Below are 14,071 nucleotides of genomic sequence, written 5' to 3' on the forward strand. Positions count from 1 at the left end.
TTGCTCGCGTGACCACGAGCACCGAACTCCCCCAACAGGTCTCCGAGACGTTCGACCCGCAGCGCTGGCGCACGGTCGCCGGCTTCGAGGACCTGACCGACCTCACGTACCACCGCGGCGTCGACCGCACCGGCCCCGAGCCGCGCGACCTGCCCGTGGTCCGCATCGCGTTCGACCGCCCCGAGGTCCGCAACGCGTTCCGCCCGCACAGCGTGGACGAGCTGTACCGGGTCATGGACCACGCGCGCATGTCCTCCGACGTCGGCACGGTGCTGCTGACCGGCAACGGCCCCTCCCCCAAGGACGGCGGCTGGGCGTTCTGCAGCGGCGGTGACCAGCGCATCCGCGGCCGGGACGGCTACCGCTACGCGGAGGGTGAGAACGCCGACTCGATCGACCCGGCCAAGGCCGGCCGCCTGCACATCCTCGAGGTGCAGCGCCTCATGCGGACCATGCCCAAGGTGGTCATCGCGGTGGTGGACGGCTGGGCCGCCGGCGGCGGGCACTCCCTGCATGTCGTCGCCGACCTCACCGTCGCCTGCCGCGAGCACGGCAAGTTCAAGCAGACCGACGCCGACGTCGGCTCGTTCGACGCCGGGTACGGCTCCGCCTACTTCGCACGCCAGATCGGACAGAAGCGCGCCCGCGAGGTCTTCTTCCTCGCCCGCGAGTACTCCGCCGAGGACGCCGAGCGCTGGGGCTCCGTCAACGAGGTCGCCGAGCACGAGGACCTGGAAGGGCTGGCGCTGGAGTACGCGAAGATCATCGCGGGCAAGTCGCCGCAGGCCATCCGGATGCTGAAGTTCGCGTTCAACGCCGCCGACGACGGCATCGCCGGCCAGCAGGTGTTCGCCGGCGAGGCGACGCGGCTCGCGTACATGACGGACGAGGCGGTCGAGGGCAAGGAGGCGTTCCTGGAGCGCCGCGACCCGGACTGGTCGGCGTTCCCGTACTACTACTGACGTACTACTCCTGACGGCGCGCGGTACGGCCGACGCCGAACCGAAAGTTCCCCCTCGTCGTCGGCGCCGAACCGCAAGGCACACGTCGTCGTCGGTCCCGAACCGCAAGGTGCACGTCCATCCGACACCGGATCGACGTGCACCTTGCGGTTCGGCCTCGAACTTGGCCCGTTTCTTGCGGTTCGGCGACGCTGTGGGCAGCGGACGACGCGCAACCTGCGGTTCGGCGGGCGGCCACACCTCACCGCGAGGCCGCGCCAGCCTCAGGGGTACGCCAGCCTCAGGGGTGCGCCGGCCCAAGAGGGTGCGCCGGCCTCAGTCGTCGTCCGGTGCACGCCCGTCCGGAGCGACCAGGACCGGCGCCGCCTCGACCCGGAACTCCTCGGCGCCCAGCACCCGCGCCAGCTCGTCGGACCCGGTGAGCACGACAACACCCGGGTAGCCCTCCAGGATGTGCTCCAGCCGGGCACGCCCCTCCTGGTCCAGGTCGCGGTCGAGGTCGGCGACCAGGAGCAGCGGCGGCTCGCCGTAGATCGCGCGGGCAAGCGCGAGCCGTGCCCGTTCGTCGGTGGTCAGCGGCTCCCCGCCGGAGCGCAGCACGGTGCGCAGCCCGTCGGGGAACCGGTCGACGGAGAGGCCGACCGCCTCGAAAGCTGCGACGGCGGTCTCCTCGTCGAGGTCGGGGCGCCGGTAGCGCAGCGCACGCCGCAGCGATCCACGCTCGAAGACCGTGCCCCTCGTGGCGAGCCCCACAAGCGCGCGACCGCGCGCCGGAGCGACGGCCCGCAGGTTCTCGCCGCCCACCCAGATCTCGTCGGCGACGCCCGGCGGGGTCGCGTCGAGCCCGACGACCCGGCGCATCAGGCGTAGCGGCGCCCCTGGGTCGTCGCCGGTCAGCCGGATCCGGGCGCCGACGTTCCCCCGCAAGGGCTCAGGGGTGAGCCCCTGGACCGCGACGTGCACCAGGCCGGGTTCGTCCGCGCCGTCCGGCACGGGGGCCGACGACGCGGCGTCGCGGACCTGGTCGTACTCGGCACGCCGGCGTGCGGCGTCGGCGAGCGCCGGGCTCAGGACCGCACAGGCGGCCAGGTAGGTCTGGCGGTACTCGACGATCCGGCCGATGTCGATGATCGGCGTCGACGCGATGCCCGCTATCGCCATGGCGGCCATCGTGACGGCGGGGTCGATGCCGCGGAGGACGCCGATGGCGGCCACGGCCAGCGTGGCCAGCATCGCCGCCACGGCGCCGCCGGCCCGGATGAGGCCGACGATCGCGGACCGGTCGACCGCCCGGTCGACGACGACGTCCGAGGCGGAGTCGATGTGGCCGAGCTCGCGGCCGGCGCCACGCGCCGCGATGATCCCCTGTGCGGCGCCTACGGTGTCGGCGATCCGCGTGGCCATGCGCCCGCGGGCCCGCCGCAGGCTGCGCGACCTCACGTACGCCGTCCGCGCCCAGGGCACCATGACCGCGGCGAGCACACCGAGCGGGAACAGGAACCCGATACCGAGGAACGGGTCGATGATGGTGAGGCCCACGACCGAGCCGAGGATCAGCGGGATCCCTGCGGCGAGTGGTCCGACGCCCTGCGACACCCAGTTGCGCACGCTGGAGAGATCGTTGGTGGTCCGGGCGACCGTGATCCCGATGTGCGTGCGGCTGCCCGGGGTGAGCTCGGCCTGGACCAGGTCACGGCGTACGTCCCGCACGTAGTCCTGGCCGAGCCGCTCGGCGGCGATCCGCTCCTCCACGCGCAGCCCGCCGAGCGCCACGGCGGCCGCGACGATGCTGACGATCACGACCGCCATGGGCCACGGGCTGCCCGCACGGAGCTGCGTGAGGGTCCACGCGCTGACCGCACCGAGCGCGGCCTGGCCGAGGCCCAGGGCGACCAGGCCGATCACCCAGCCGCGCCGTCCCCCGGTGTAGATCTTCGGGAGCTGGCCCGGCTGAGGCTCACGCGACGGCATGTCCGCCCGGGGCCTGCCCAGCGGGAGCGAGGCCTGCGGCAGCGAGCGCCACGGACGGCCGGCACAGGTCGAAGGTGGGCACGACGCCGACGTCGAGCGCGGCGCGGGCCTCCGCGGTGGCGAGCGGCGAGGCGGTGAGCACCCCGGACACCACCGACGGCTCGCAGCCCAGCGCCCGGAGCGCCGCTGTCCCGCCGCTCGCGCCGAGCGCGTCCCCGGCGGCGAACACCACGCGGCCGACCACGGAACGGAAGGCGTCGTCGGTGAGGAGGCGGCTCGTGTCGCCCTGGAAGATGCCGTCGGCGATCTCGATCAGGACGACGTCGGGGGCGCCGTGCCCGGTCGGGGACGCCAGCACGTCCGTCATGGTCGCGAACACGTCCCGGACCTCCTCGAAGGACAGGCCGAACGTGCTGGGGAAACCGAAGTCGGTGAAGTCGACCACACGAGCCGCGCCCGCGTCGGTGTAGAGGTGCGCATCGTTGCCCGCACCCGTTCCGGTCGCCTTGCCCGCGTGGACGGTGAGGCCGGCCGCGGTGAGACCGCGGGCGAGGCACGCCAGCGTCGTGGACTTGCCGGAGTTCATGGACGTGCCGACCACCGCGACGACGGGAACCCGCGCCGCGGAGCCGCCGGCCAGCGCCGCCGCACGCACCCGGTGTGGCGCGAACCTCGCCAGGTTGACCACCCGGTTGGCGCTGGAGAGCAGCCCGATCGGCTCGATCACCGTCGCGTCGTCGATCGCCGCGTGCTGGTCGACGACGCGCGACGCGAGCCCGCCGGCGGCCGCGAGGTGGCACTCACCGAGGTCCTCCGGGATGACGGCGAGGAACTGGTCGGCGGCGTAGCGCGACCCGTAGGCCACGACGATCTCGTCGCCCTCGAACAGGATCTGGCGGCGTGACTCCGGTGACTCGAGCCGCTTGTGCTGGCCGATGGTCACCACCCTGGCCAGGACGACGTCGCCGGCCCGCGGCGCCCGCGCCGGGTCGGTGATCAGGTCGAAGGCGGCGGGATCCTGCTCGATCGCGGCGGCGACGAACCGCGTCGAGTAGGCCTTCTTGGCCCGCAGCAGACGGCGGACGAGCGGTTCGGGCGAGGTGTAGCCGCGCAGGTCGGGGGTCGTGTCGAGGATGCTCATGACGGCCACGCTTTCTGGTCGAGGGACGCTGAGGTGCAACACCGTCACTCAACTCGGCCGGTATGAACCGGTCATGAGACCCGGATGAAAGGTCTCTCATCGGGCACCCGCCGGCGCCACCTGGCACAGGTCAAGGCAGGTCAGGTCACCGCACGGTCCAGCTGCCCGAACCCCTCGGGACCAGCTCGATCCAGGTGTTGCCCGGGTCGAGCTCCGCCTCCTTGCCGTCGAGGGTCTTGAGCACAATCGGCGCCTTGTGGTGCTGCTTCGACCAGCGCACCGTGACGCGGTGCCCCATGGAGACCAGCGTGCCCGTACCGCTCTGGCCCGCGAGCCGGTGCTCCGGCACCGGGGCGCCCGCCGGGTCCTTCCACTTGGTGTTGAACACCTCGGTGGACAGCACGAGCACGTTCCGCGCCGCGTGCCGCCGGCCGTCCACCGCGACCGAGCTCGCAGAACCCTCGCTGCGCAGATACCTCTTGTTCTTGCGGTCCCACGTCCACACGGTCCGCTGCACGCGGGACAGCCGGACGTCGACCACCTGCGCGGGCTTGCCCGCCCGCGGCGCCGAGCCCTTGCCCACCTCGCGCGCGTACTCGAACTGCGGGGGCGGCGGGGTCGTCCGCTTGCCGTCGGACTGCGCGATGAACGAAGAGATCCGCCCGATCACGTTGTGGGGCGCCGCCCGGGCGGGGTCCCGGCTGAAGCCGCCGTCGCCGTCGTCCATGATGATCGCCTGGGTGCCCAGCCGCTCCACCGCGGCGATGAACGGGCCCTGCCCGCCCGAGAAGGCCAGGATGCCGTCCAGCGGCGCGACGATCGCGGGGTCCATCGGCCGCACGGAGCGCACGGGTTCGACGGCGGCCGGGATGTTCGAGTGGTAGGTCGCGACGAACCGCGTGATGCCGCCCTCCACCACCTCTTCCCAGACGATGTCGGCCTCGACGAGGCCGCGCTGCGGGCGCGCCTCCACGGCGTTCTCGACCTTCACCGACACCGCCGGACGCCGCGCGACCTGCCTGGTCTCCACACCGGTGAGCGGCCACACGATCGGCTCGTCCGGTTTCGGCGGCCCGCTCCGGTCGCCCCGGACCGGGGCCTCGACGGTCGTGGTGGGCGTCGGGACCGGTTCGTCGGGGCTGCCGAGGCCGCAGCCGGCCAGCCCCAGCACTGTTGCCAGGGCCACCGCCGTGCCCCGCACGGCCACCGTCCAGCGCCTCGTCATGCGATCTCCTCCGCCAGGATTCGGCCCCCGGGCCGTACCCGGAGGCTTCCTGCGTGGCGCACACCCTACCTACACCATAGTCCGGCACCCTCGACGCACGCTTACGCTCGTGAGGTGGCCTCGACCGACCCTCTGCCCGGCGCTGTGACCGGCCCGCTGCCCGACCCTGTGCGCAGCGTCGTCCGCGCCGTCCGGGTCGCCCTCGACGGCGGCCCGGCGTACGCCCCGCAGCCCCGCCTGTCCGACGTCGGCGCGCCGCCCGGCACCGCGCTCGTGCTGCGGACCTCCGGTTCCACGGGAAACCCGCGCGAGGTGGCGCTGAGCGCCCAGGCCCTGCGGGCCTCGGCAGATGCCACGCACGAGCGGCTCGGCGGTCCCGGAAGCTGGCTGCTCGTGCTCCCGCCCACCCACGTCGCCGGGGTCCAGGTCATCACCCGGTCCCTCATGGCGGGCGGCGCGCTGTACCAGGACACGCTCGACCGCTTCACCGCCGCGGGGTTCGCGGCAGTCGCCACCGGCTTCGCCGACCGCCTGGCGCGCGGCCGTCGCGCCTACGTCTCGCTGGTCCCCACCCAGCTGCACCGCCTGGTCACAGCGGCCGACGACGGCGACAGCGCAGGGCTCGACGCCCTCGCCCGGTTCGACGCGGTGCTCGTCGGCGGTGCCGCCGCGCCGGCGCCCCTGCTCGCCGCCGCCCGGGCCGTCGGCGTCCGCGTCGTCACCACCTACGGCATGTCCGAGACGAGCGGCGGCTGTGTGTACGACGGCGTCCCGCTCGGCGGCGTGCGGGTCCGCCTGGCCGGGGCCGCCCCGGGGGCGGAGCCGGGGACGGGCATCGTCGAGCTGTCCGGCCCGATGCTCGCCGAGGGCTACGTGGGCGATCCCCAAGCCACCGCCGCGGCCTTCCGCACCGACCCGGACGGCGTCCGCTGGTTCCGCACCTCCGACCTGGGTCGCCTGGACGACGGCCGGCTCACGATCCTCGGCCGGGTGGACGACGTGATCCTCACGGGCGGCGTCAACGTCGCTCCGGCGGCCGTCGAGGACGCCATAGCCGAACACCTCGCGGGGCTCGGCACCCCTGGTGAGGCGTGCGTCGTCGGCGTGCCCGACGCCGAGTGGGGCCAGGCGGTCGTCGCCGTCGTCGCGACCGGGCCTGCCGGCCGGACGTCCACCGCCCAGGGACCGCCGGACGGTCCGGTCCCTGGCCTGGCCGACGGCGGCGATGAGCTGCTCGTCGGGCTGCGCTCCGCCGTCGGGCAGCGGCTAGGTGCCCCCGCCGCGCCGCGCCGCGTGTACGTCACGGACGCACTGCCGACCCGCGGCCCCGGCAAGACGGACCGCCGGGCGGTGCGGGACGCCGTCGTGCGGGCCGAGCGGGAGGCTGCCCGGGAACCCGTGCGACCATGACTTCGTTCCACCGCCAGGGCCTCGAACGGGCCCGGACCTGGTACGTCGAACCTGGTGAACACGGACCTCGTTGTCCACAGATGCTGGTCACACCTCACGAACGAAGGACACGCTGATGGCGACTGCCGCCGAGTGGATCTCCGGGGCCCGGCCCCGCACGCTGCCGGCGGCGGCGGCACCGGTCATGGTGGGTACCGGCGCGGCCGCGCAGGTGGACGCCTCCGCGTGGCTGCCCGCGTTGCTCGCGCTGGGGGTCGCCCTGGCCCTGCAGGTCGGCGTCAACTACGCCAACGACTACTCCGACGGCGTCCGCGGGACCGACCTCGACCGGGTGGGGCCCATGCGGCTCACGGCCTCCGGCGCCGCGGCCCCCGGCACCGTGAAGCGCGCCGCCTTCGCCTCGTTCGGCGTCGCCGGCCTGCTCGGCCTGGCACTGAGCGCGGTCTCGGGCCACTGGTGGCTGCTCGCGGTCGGCGCGGTGTGCGTGGCCGCGGCCTGGTACTACACGGGCGGCAAGAAGCCGTACGGGTACCGGGGACTCGGCGAGATCGCCGTGTTCGTCTTCTTCGGCCTGGTCGCGGTGCTCGGCACCACGTACACGCAGGCCGACCGCATCACCTGGCCGGCGGTGCTCGGCGCGGTCGGGGTGGGCCTCATCGCGTGTGCGCTGCTCATGGTCAACAACCTGCGCGACATCCCGACGGACGTGCTGGCCGGCAAGCGGACCCTGGCCGTGCGGCTCGGCGACCACAAGGCCCGCCGGGCGTACGTGGCGATGCTGTGGATACCGGTGCTGCTCGGTGTGGTGTGCGCGTTCTGGGCGCCGTGGTCGCTCGTCGTGCTGCTGCTGTTCGGGCCGGCCATCCTGCTGACCCTCCCGGTGCTCGCCGGGGCCCGCGGCAAGCTGCTGATCCCGGTCCTGGCCGGTACCGGCCTGTACGAGCTGGGCTACGGCCTGCTGCTCTGGCTCGGCCTGTCGATCTGACCCTTCACGGGACGGACGGGTCGGACGGACGGGTCAGTCGGCCTGCAGCTTCTTGTCGACCTCTGCGTCCTCGTGGGCCGCGTCGGCGTCGGCCTTCGGGAAGACCGCGCGCTCGGCGGCACGGCGGTCCGTCCGTGCGGCGATCCACCGCGTCGCGGCGTCGCGCGGCTTCGTCAAGGTCAGGTACGAGAGCGCCAGCGCCACCACTACCGCCACCGTCGGGAGCAGCCAGCCCCGCAGACCGACCAGGTAGAGCAGGCCGAGGGTCGCGCCGAACAGCGCGAGGCGGAGCAGCGTGTAGGTCAGGAGAGGCACCCTCCCATCGTAAGGCGGGCCCTGGTCACACCCGGCCACGAAATCACCCGCTCGGCCGGGCGCCGCCGGCACGCGTCCCGTTAGGCTCCAGCCCATGCCCAAGCTCGTCTTCTTCCTCCTGTACCTCGCGCTCGTCGTCTACGCGCTGGTCGACGTCATCCAGTCGGAGGAAGAAGACCTCGGCGGTATCCAGAAGGGCTTCTGGATAGTCGCCATCGTGTTCCTACCGCTGGCGGGCTCCATCGCGTGGCTGGTGGTGAGCAACACCGCACGACGCCGCCGGAGGAGCTCCGGCCAGCAGGTCACCGGGTTCCCGGCCGGCCAGCCGGAGCCCGCCCGGTACGAGCGCCGCGTGCGCTCCTGGGAGCAGGACACAGCGCCCCTCGCGCCCGAGGACGACCCCGAGTTCATCTGGCTGATGGAACAGGCCAAGCGCAAGCGGGAGCGCGAGGCCCGCGAGGGAACCGGTCGCACCGGCGACGCCGCGCCCACGGACGCGCCCACCGACGCGGACGCGGACGGGCGGCAACGCGGCGAAGGTCACGTCGAGGGCTGACCCATCCCCGCCGTCCCGCCGTAGGCTGGGGGGATGCGAAACATCCTCCTGATCCTGGTCGTCGTCGGACTCGCGGCGTACGCCCTGGCCGACGTCTGGGGCTCTGACGAGGACGAACGCCGCGGGCTGCCCCGCTGGCTCTGGGTGCTCCTGATCGTGCTCCTGCCCCTGCTGGGCGCGATCTCCTGGATAGTCGTGCGCGTCGCGGCCCGCCGGTCGGGTGCGGGCCCTTCGGCGCCCGGCGGCGGTCCGAACGGTGGCGGCAGCCGTCCGACGCCGTCCCCGCGGGCACCCGGCCCGCGCCGTCCCGCCGCCCCCGTCGCCCCTGACGACGACCCCGAGTTCCTCTGGCGCCTCGAGCAGGAGAAGCGCAAGCGGGAGCGGGAGGCGCGCGGGACCCGCGACGCCAAGGGCGACGACGCCGAGAACGGCTCGGCCCACACCGACTGACCCGACCGCCGTCCTGACGCCGAAGTAGAGCGGGCGTCCGGACACTCGCTCTATCTCGCGACCAGTCGATGGCCGAGACAGAGCGTGTGTCCGGACGCCCGCTCTACTTCGCGGAGCCCTACAGGCCCGAGTACGAGTGCTTCCCGTTGAAGACCAGGTTCACGCCGGTGAAGTTGAACAGCACGCACGCGTAGCCGGCCACGACGAACCAGGCCGCGCGGGTTCCGGACCAGCCGCGCGTCGTGCGCGCGTGCAGGTAGGCCGCGTAGACCACCCACACGATGAAGCTCCAGACCTCCTTGGGGTCCCAGCCCCAGTAGCGGCCCCAGGCGTCCTCGGCCCAGATGGCGCCGCCGATGAGCGTGAAGGTCCAGAGCACGAACGCCACCGAGTTGAGCCGGAACGAGAGCGACTCAAGGGCCGACGGCGCCGGCGTGTGGTCGAGCCAGCCCCAGTGCCGGCTACCGAGCAGCACCGAGCCGTTGTCCCGGCCGTCCCGCAGGAGCTGCAGCACCGACGTCACGAACGCGACGGTGAAGATGCCCGTCGCGCAGATGGCGACGCCGACGTGGATCACGAGCCAGTACTTCTGCAGCGCGGGCTGCACGCCCATCGCCGCGACGAAGAACTGCTGCTGCGCCAGCACGAGGAACAGGACGCCGAGCCCGCTCACGAAGGCGCCGAGGAACCGCACGTCGCGCCGGACGTTGACCCCGGCGAACACCGCGACGGCGACGAAGGTGCCGACCAGCGTGAACTCGTACATGTTGGCCCACGGCGCGCGGCCGGCGGCGATCCCGCGCAGGACGATCGCGGCGAGCAGCATCGCCGCCGCGAGCCAGGTCACCGACATGCCGACCTGGGCGAGCCTGCGGTTCACCGGCCCGCGATCCTCGGCGGCGGTGTCAGGTCCGTACGGCGAGACCACCTCGGAACCGGCGTCGGCGACCGCGACCTTCTCCCGGCTCCTGGCCGCGTCCCGCGCGTCGACCTTGGCGCCCGACAGGCGCGACAGGTCCACGGCGAACGCGACGAGCGCGACGGCGAGGGCCGTCGCCGCGCCCCAGACGAGCAGCACACTGAGGTTTGCCAGCTCCATGTTCAGTCCTTTTCCGATCCGGTCTCGACACGCGGTTCCTGAGCCTGTCGAGGTGCGTCCAGCGAGGTCTCGGCAGGTGATGCCGCGGCGGGCTCGGCCACCCCTGGCACCGCGGCCAGCGCGCGGTCGACCTCGGCCTGCAGGCCGGCGTCGTCCCCGCGGGCAAGCCCCGCGACCTCGACCACGGTAGCCCCATCCTGGGCGACGTACGCCCGCGCCCAGACCCGCCGTCGGGGCGTGAAGAGCGAGACGGTGAGCCCACCGAGCGCGAGCAGGGCGAACACGAGCACGAACCCGAGTGACGGGTCGTGCCGAAGGTCGAGCGCCACGTAGCGGGGCAGCTCGTCGCCGAGGGTCAGGGTGCCGAGCCCGTCCGGCAGGTCGACGGTCTGGCCGGGCCGGGCCAGCACCTTGACCCGCTCCCCGTTCTCGTCGAGAGCGGGGGTGAGCGACGCCGTGTCGAGCTCGTACACGTTCTGCGGGGAGCCGTCGTCCAGCCCCAGGTCGCCCGTGTACACCTCGAGCACGAGCAGCGGGTCGACGGGCTGCGGGAACGCCGAGCGGGCGGACCCGTCCGGATCGACCTCGGCGGTCGGCAGGAAGTAGCCCACGAGCCCGATCTGGTCGAGCCCGGGGGCGACGTCCGGCACCTTCACCACGCCGCGGGACGTGTACATGGTGTCCTGCGGGATGAACGTCACGCGGCCCGCGAAGGCGACCTCGCCCTCGGCGTCGCGCACCGTGATGTCCGGCGCGAAGCCGTTGCCCTGCAGGTAGATCTTGGCCCCGTCGACGACGAGCGGGTGGTTGACCTTCACGGTCTCCGGCCGCTGCTCGCCGGAGGGCTCGGTCACCGTCACGTGCGCCGTGAAGTCACGCGCCTGCGCGAAGGCCACAGTGTCGCTCGCGAACTCCGACTCGAACCGGTCGAGCGTCATGGAGAACGGCACCAGCGACTCCGGCCGGAACCAGGCGCCCTTCTCGAAGGTGTCGTAGTCGACGACGGCGTTCGCGAACCCGCGGCCCTCGGTGACTATCGCCTGGCCGCGGTAGTGCAGCAGCTGGCCCGTCGCCACCGACACGAGCAGCCCGACCAGGGCCAGGTGGAAGATCAGGTTCCCGGTCTCGCGCAGGTAGCCGCGCTCGGCGCTCACGGTGGCCGACGCCGGTCGCGCAGCGCCGCGGGCGGCCTCCTCACCACGGTCCACACGGAACGTGGGCAGCCAGGAGATCGTGCCGCGCAGCCGGGCGGCGACGGCGTCGGCGGCCTCCTCCGGGGAGACGGTGGTGGTCCCGGAGGCCTTGGCCGGGAACCGGCTGAACCGGGACGGCACGCGCGGCGGGCGGCCGCGCAGCGCGCGGTAGTGCGCCATCGACCGCGGCAGGATGCAGCCCACCAGCGAGACGAACAGCAGGATGTAGATCGCGGAGAACCAGACCGACGAGTAGACGTCGAAGAACCCGGCCTTGTCGAGCCACTCCCCCGCCGTCGGATGGTCGGCGAGGTACTCGATGACGCCTGCCGCGTTCTGGTTGCGCTGCGGGAGCACCGACCCCGGCACCGCCGCGACGGCGAGCAGCATGAGCAGCATGAGCGCCACGCGCATCGACGTGAGCTGGCGCCACATCCAGCGCAGCGTGCCCACCAGGCCCAGCGCGGGCGCGGTGGGCCGGCTCGGCTTCTGCCCCTGCTCGCCGGACGCCGGCCCGCCCTCGGCCGGTCCACCCCGCGCGGGCTCGCCCTGCGTGAACTCGTCCGCGATCCCCTCGGGAACGTAGGTGCCGTCCCCACCCGTACGCCTGGCCATCAGATCACCGTCTCGAATCCGCCGATCCAGAGCTGCATGGCGCCGGTGAGGCGCGTCCACAGCCCCGTGACCAGCAGCAGCCCGACCAGCACCAGCAGCCCGCCGCCGAGCCGCAGCGCCGCGAGGCGGTGCCGGCGCAGGAAGTCCATCATGCGCTCCGAGCTCCCCAGCCCGAGGGCGACCAGCAGGAACGGCACGCCAAGGCCTATGCAGTACGCGACGCCGAGCAGCGCGCCGCGGCCCGCCGATGCCTCGTCGATCGCGAGCACCTGCACGGCACCGAGGGTGGGGCCGATGCAGGGCGTCCAGCCCAGGCCGAACACGACGCCGAGCAACGGCGCACCCCAGAGGCCGGCGCGCGGTGTCACGTGGAACCGGGCCTCGCGCTGCAGGAACGGGACGGCGCCGAGGAAGCCGAGGCCGAGCAGGACGACCACCGCGCCGAGCACGCGGGTGATGACGTCCTCCCAGCGCACCAGGTAGCTGCCGAGGCCGCCGAACGCCGCGCCGAACGAGACGAACACGACGGTGAAACCGAGCACGAACAGGGCCACGCCGCCGACGACGCGGGAGCGGGCCGGCTTGACGCGCGTGGTCACGGCCCCGCCGGTCCCGCCGGACTCGGCGGTCGCGTTCATCGAGGCGGCGGCCATGCCGCTCACGTAGCCGAGGTACCCGGGCACGAGCGGCAGCACGCACGGCGAGGCGAACGACACGAGGCCCGCCAGCATCGCCACGGGCACCGCCAGCAGCAGCGAACCGCTGAACGCGGTGACCGCGAGCCCGTCGCCAACGGCGGTCGCGGCGGCGCTGACAGGGCTGCCGAGGAGCATCAGGCGGCCTCCGCCAGGACGTCGTCGATCAGCGCCTCGAGCGTCGAGCCCTCGGCCTGGCCGACGACCCGCGCGGCCACGTAGCCCTCCTGGTCCAGGATCACGGTGGACGGCACGGCCTGCAGCGGCACGACGCCGGACAGGCCCGCGATCACGGCACCGCTGCGGTCCTCGACACTCGGGTAGGGCACCTCGAAGGTGCGCTGGAACGCCTGGGCGGCACCGGCGTCGTCCTCCGTGTTGATGCCGAGGAACTGCACGCCCTCCTTCGAGGAGGCGAGGTCCACGAGGTCGGGCGCCTCGGCGCGGCACGGGGCGCATGAGGCATACCAGGTGTTCACGACCACGACGGAGCCCGCCCAGTCGGCGGTGTCGACGTCCTTGCCCTCGAAATCGGTGCCCTCGATGGCGACGGGACCCTTGCGGTCCCCGACGTCGTACGTCTGCACCGACCCGTCCCCGGACACGTACCCCTGCCCGACGACGTCGTTCGCGCCGGACTCCTCGGGCGAGCACCCGGCGAGGGCGGCCACCAGGCCGATGACTATGCCGACCGCCACTATCCACTGCACGACCCTGAAGGTCTTTCCCCGCATCACGCTCCGGCGACCTTGCTCGCGCCGTCGTAGAGCTCCGCGGCGGGCTCCGTGTAGTGCAGGCCCACGAACCGGTCGTCCTCGAAGTGCAGGGACGTGAGCGAGGCCAGGTTGCACTGGCGGTGGCGCGGGTCGTGCCAGAGCTGGCCGCCCTCGAACGACCGGCGGGTGAGCCATACGGGAAGCTGGTGGCTGACCAGCACGATCTCGTGGCCCTCCGCCGCCAGGCGCGCGTCCTCGACGGCGCTGCGCATGCGCTCGACCTGCTGCGTGTAGGGCTCGCCCCAGGACGGGCGGAACGGGTTCCACATGTACGGCCAGTTGCGCGGGCTCTTGAGCGCACCCCCGCCGTCGCCGACGGGCAGACCCTGGAACCGGTTGCCTGCCTCGATGATGCGGTCGTCCGTTGCGAGCTCCAGCCCGAACCCCTGCGCGACGGGAGCGGCGGTCTCCTGTGCGCGCTGCAGCGGGGAGGACACCACCCGGATCACGTCGTGACCGGTGCTGGTGAGGTGGTCGGCGACGATCTTCGCCATCGCCTGGCCACGGTCGGAGAGGCGGTAGCCGGGCAGCCGCCCGTACAGGACACCGTCGGGGTTGTACACCTCGCCGTGACGCAGCAGGTGAACCGTCGTGGAAACCATGGCGCCCAGTCTCGCACCCGACCCTGGGTGCCGGTGACCTCGGGAGTGTGGATTACGTCATCCCCGCGCCCGGCCG

Annotated in this window: 14 protein-coding genes; 5 read left to right on the plus strand and 9 right to left on the minus strand. The window is 73.1% G+C overall.

What is annotated here, in order from left to right; translation table 11 throughout:
- Positions 1–8: 8 nt before the first annotated feature.
- The gene (locus AB0I32_RS14505) at positions 9–962 is read left to right on the plus strand and encodes a 1,4-dihydroxy-2-naphthoyl-CoA synthase (RefSeq protein WP_357507062.1); all 954 of its coding nucleotides are present in this window, start codon (positions 9–11) and stop codon (positions 960–962) included.
- 315 nt (positions 963–1,277) lie between these two features.
- On the opposite strand, the gene AB0I32_RS14510 is transcribed toward AB0I32_RS14505, so the two are convergent.
- The 3 genes from AB0I32_RS14510 to AB0I32_RS14520 form a co-directional block, all read right to left on the minus strand.
- On the minus strand, positions 1,278–2,933 hold the full coding sequence (locus AB0I32_RS14510; RefSeq protein WP_357507064.1) for an ABC transporter ATP-binding protein: 1,656 nt from the start codon (positions 2,931–2,933) through the stop codon (positions 1,278–1,280).
- Positions 2,920–4,074 carry a DUF1611 domain-containing protein gene (locus AB0I32_RS14515; RefSeq protein WP_357507065.1) on the minus strand — a complete coding sequence of 385 codons (1,155 nt, stop codon included), beginning with the start codon at positions 4,072–4,074 and terminating at the stop codon, positions 2,920–2,922. The genes AB0I32_RS14510 and AB0I32_RS14515 overlap by 14 nt, the downstream gene beginning before the upstream one ends.
- A 145-nt stretch (positions 4,075–4,219) precedes the next feature.
- Positions 4,220–5,299 (minus strand): DUF3048 domain-containing protein, encoded by a 1,080-nt coding sequence (locus AB0I32_RS14520; RefSeq protein WP_357507067.1) that lies wholly within the window; start codon positions 5,297–5,299, stop codon positions 4,220–4,222.
- 114 nt (positions 5,300–5,413) lie between these two features.
- On the opposite strand from AB0I32_RS14520, the gene AB0I32_RS14525 reads away from it, so the two are divergent.
- Together AB0I32_RS14525 and AB0I32_RS14530 are read left to right on the plus strand one after the other, a co-directional pair.
- On the plus strand, positions 5,414–6,709 hold the full coding sequence (locus AB0I32_RS14525) for an AMP-binding protein (protein WP_357507069.1): 1,296 nt from the start codon (positions 5,414–5,416) through the stop codon (positions 6,707–6,709).
- Between the two features lie 115 nt (positions 6,710–6,824).
- Positions 6,825–7,694, plus strand: a complete 870-nt coding sequence (locus AB0I32_RS14530) for a 1,4-dihydroxy-2-naphthoate polyprenyltransferase (protein ID WP_357507071.1) — start codon at positions 6,825–6,827, stop codon at positions 7,692–7,694.
- A gap of 33 nt (positions 7,695–7,727) precedes the next feature.
- Here the strand turns inward: AB0I32_RS14530 and AB0I32_RS14535 are convergent, their stop codons facing one another.
- A complete protein-coding gene (locus AB0I32_RS14535; protein WP_357507073.1) occupies positions 7,728–8,009 on the minus strand; it encodes a DUF4229 domain-containing protein in 282 nt (93 codons plus the stop codon).
- A gap of 94 nt (positions 8,010–8,103) precedes the next feature.
- Here AB0I32_RS14535 and AB0I32_RS14540 point away from each other — a divergent pair, with 94 nt between their 5' ends.
- Together AB0I32_RS14540 and AB0I32_RS14545 are read left to right on the plus strand one after the other, a co-directional pair.
- Positions 8,104–8,565, plus strand: a complete 462-nt coding sequence (locus AB0I32_RS14540) for a PLD nuclease N-terminal domain-containing protein (RefSeq protein ID WP_357507075.1) — start codon at positions 8,104–8,106, stop codon at positions 8,563–8,565.
- Between the two features lie 33 nt (positions 8,566–8,598).
- The gene (locus AB0I32_RS14545; protein WP_357507076.1) at positions 8,599–9,015 is read left to right on the plus strand and encodes a PLDc N-terminal domain-containing protein; all 417 of its coding nucleotides are present in this window, start codon (positions 8,599–8,601) and stop codon (positions 9,013–9,015) included.
- Between the two features lie 118 nt (positions 9,016–9,133).
- Here the strand turns inward: AB0I32_RS14545 and ccsB are convergent, their stop codons facing one another.
- From ccsB to AB0I32_RS14570, 5 genes are read right to left on the minus strand one after another with little or no spacing between them, the layout of a single operon-like run.
- Positions 9,134–10,114: a c-type cytochrome biogenesis protein CcsB gene (gene ccsB, locus AB0I32_RS14550; protein WP_357507078.1), complete on the minus strand. Its 981-nt coding sequence runs from the start codon at positions 10,112–10,114 to the stop codon at positions 9,134–9,136.
- Between the two features lie 2 nt (positions 10,115–10,116).
- Positions 10,117–11,922 (minus strand): cytochrome c biogenesis protein ResB, encoded by a 1,806-nt coding sequence (locus tag AB0I32_RS14555; RefSeq protein ID WP_357507080.1) that lies wholly within the window; start codon positions 11,920–11,922, stop codon positions 10,117–10,119.
- Positions 11,922–12,755 carry a cytochrome c biogenesis protein CcdA gene (locus AB0I32_RS14560; protein ID WP_357507082.1) on the minus strand — a complete coding sequence of 278 codons (834 nt, stop codon included), beginning with the start codon at positions 12,753–12,755 and terminating at the stop codon, positions 11,922–11,924. The genes AB0I32_RS14555 and AB0I32_RS14560 overlap by 1 nt, the downstream gene beginning before the upstream one ends.
- Positions 12,755–13,351, minus strand: coding sequence for a TlpA disulfide reductase family protein (locus AB0I32_RS14565; RefSeq protein WP_357507128.1), 597 nt, complete (start codon positions 13,349–13,351; stop codon positions 12,755–12,757). Before AB0I32_RS14565 ends, AB0I32_RS14560 begins: the two co-directional genes overlap by 1 nt.
- The gene (locus tag AB0I32_RS14570; RefSeq protein ID WP_357507084.1) at positions 13,351–13,995 is read right to left on the minus strand and encodes a histidine phosphatase family protein; all 645 of its coding nucleotides are present in this window, start codon (positions 13,993–13,995) and stop codon (positions 13,351–13,353) included. The genes AB0I32_RS14565 and AB0I32_RS14570 overlap by 1 nt, the downstream gene beginning before the upstream one ends.
- Positions 13,996–14,071: the final 76 nt, after the last annotated feature.

Origin of the sequence: Promicromonospora sp. NPDC050249 (assembly GCF_040656015.1) — a bacterium.
In the GTDB taxonomy this organism is placed as follows: Bacteria; Actinomycetota; Actinomycetes; order Actinomycetales; family Cellulomonadaceae; genus Promicromonospora.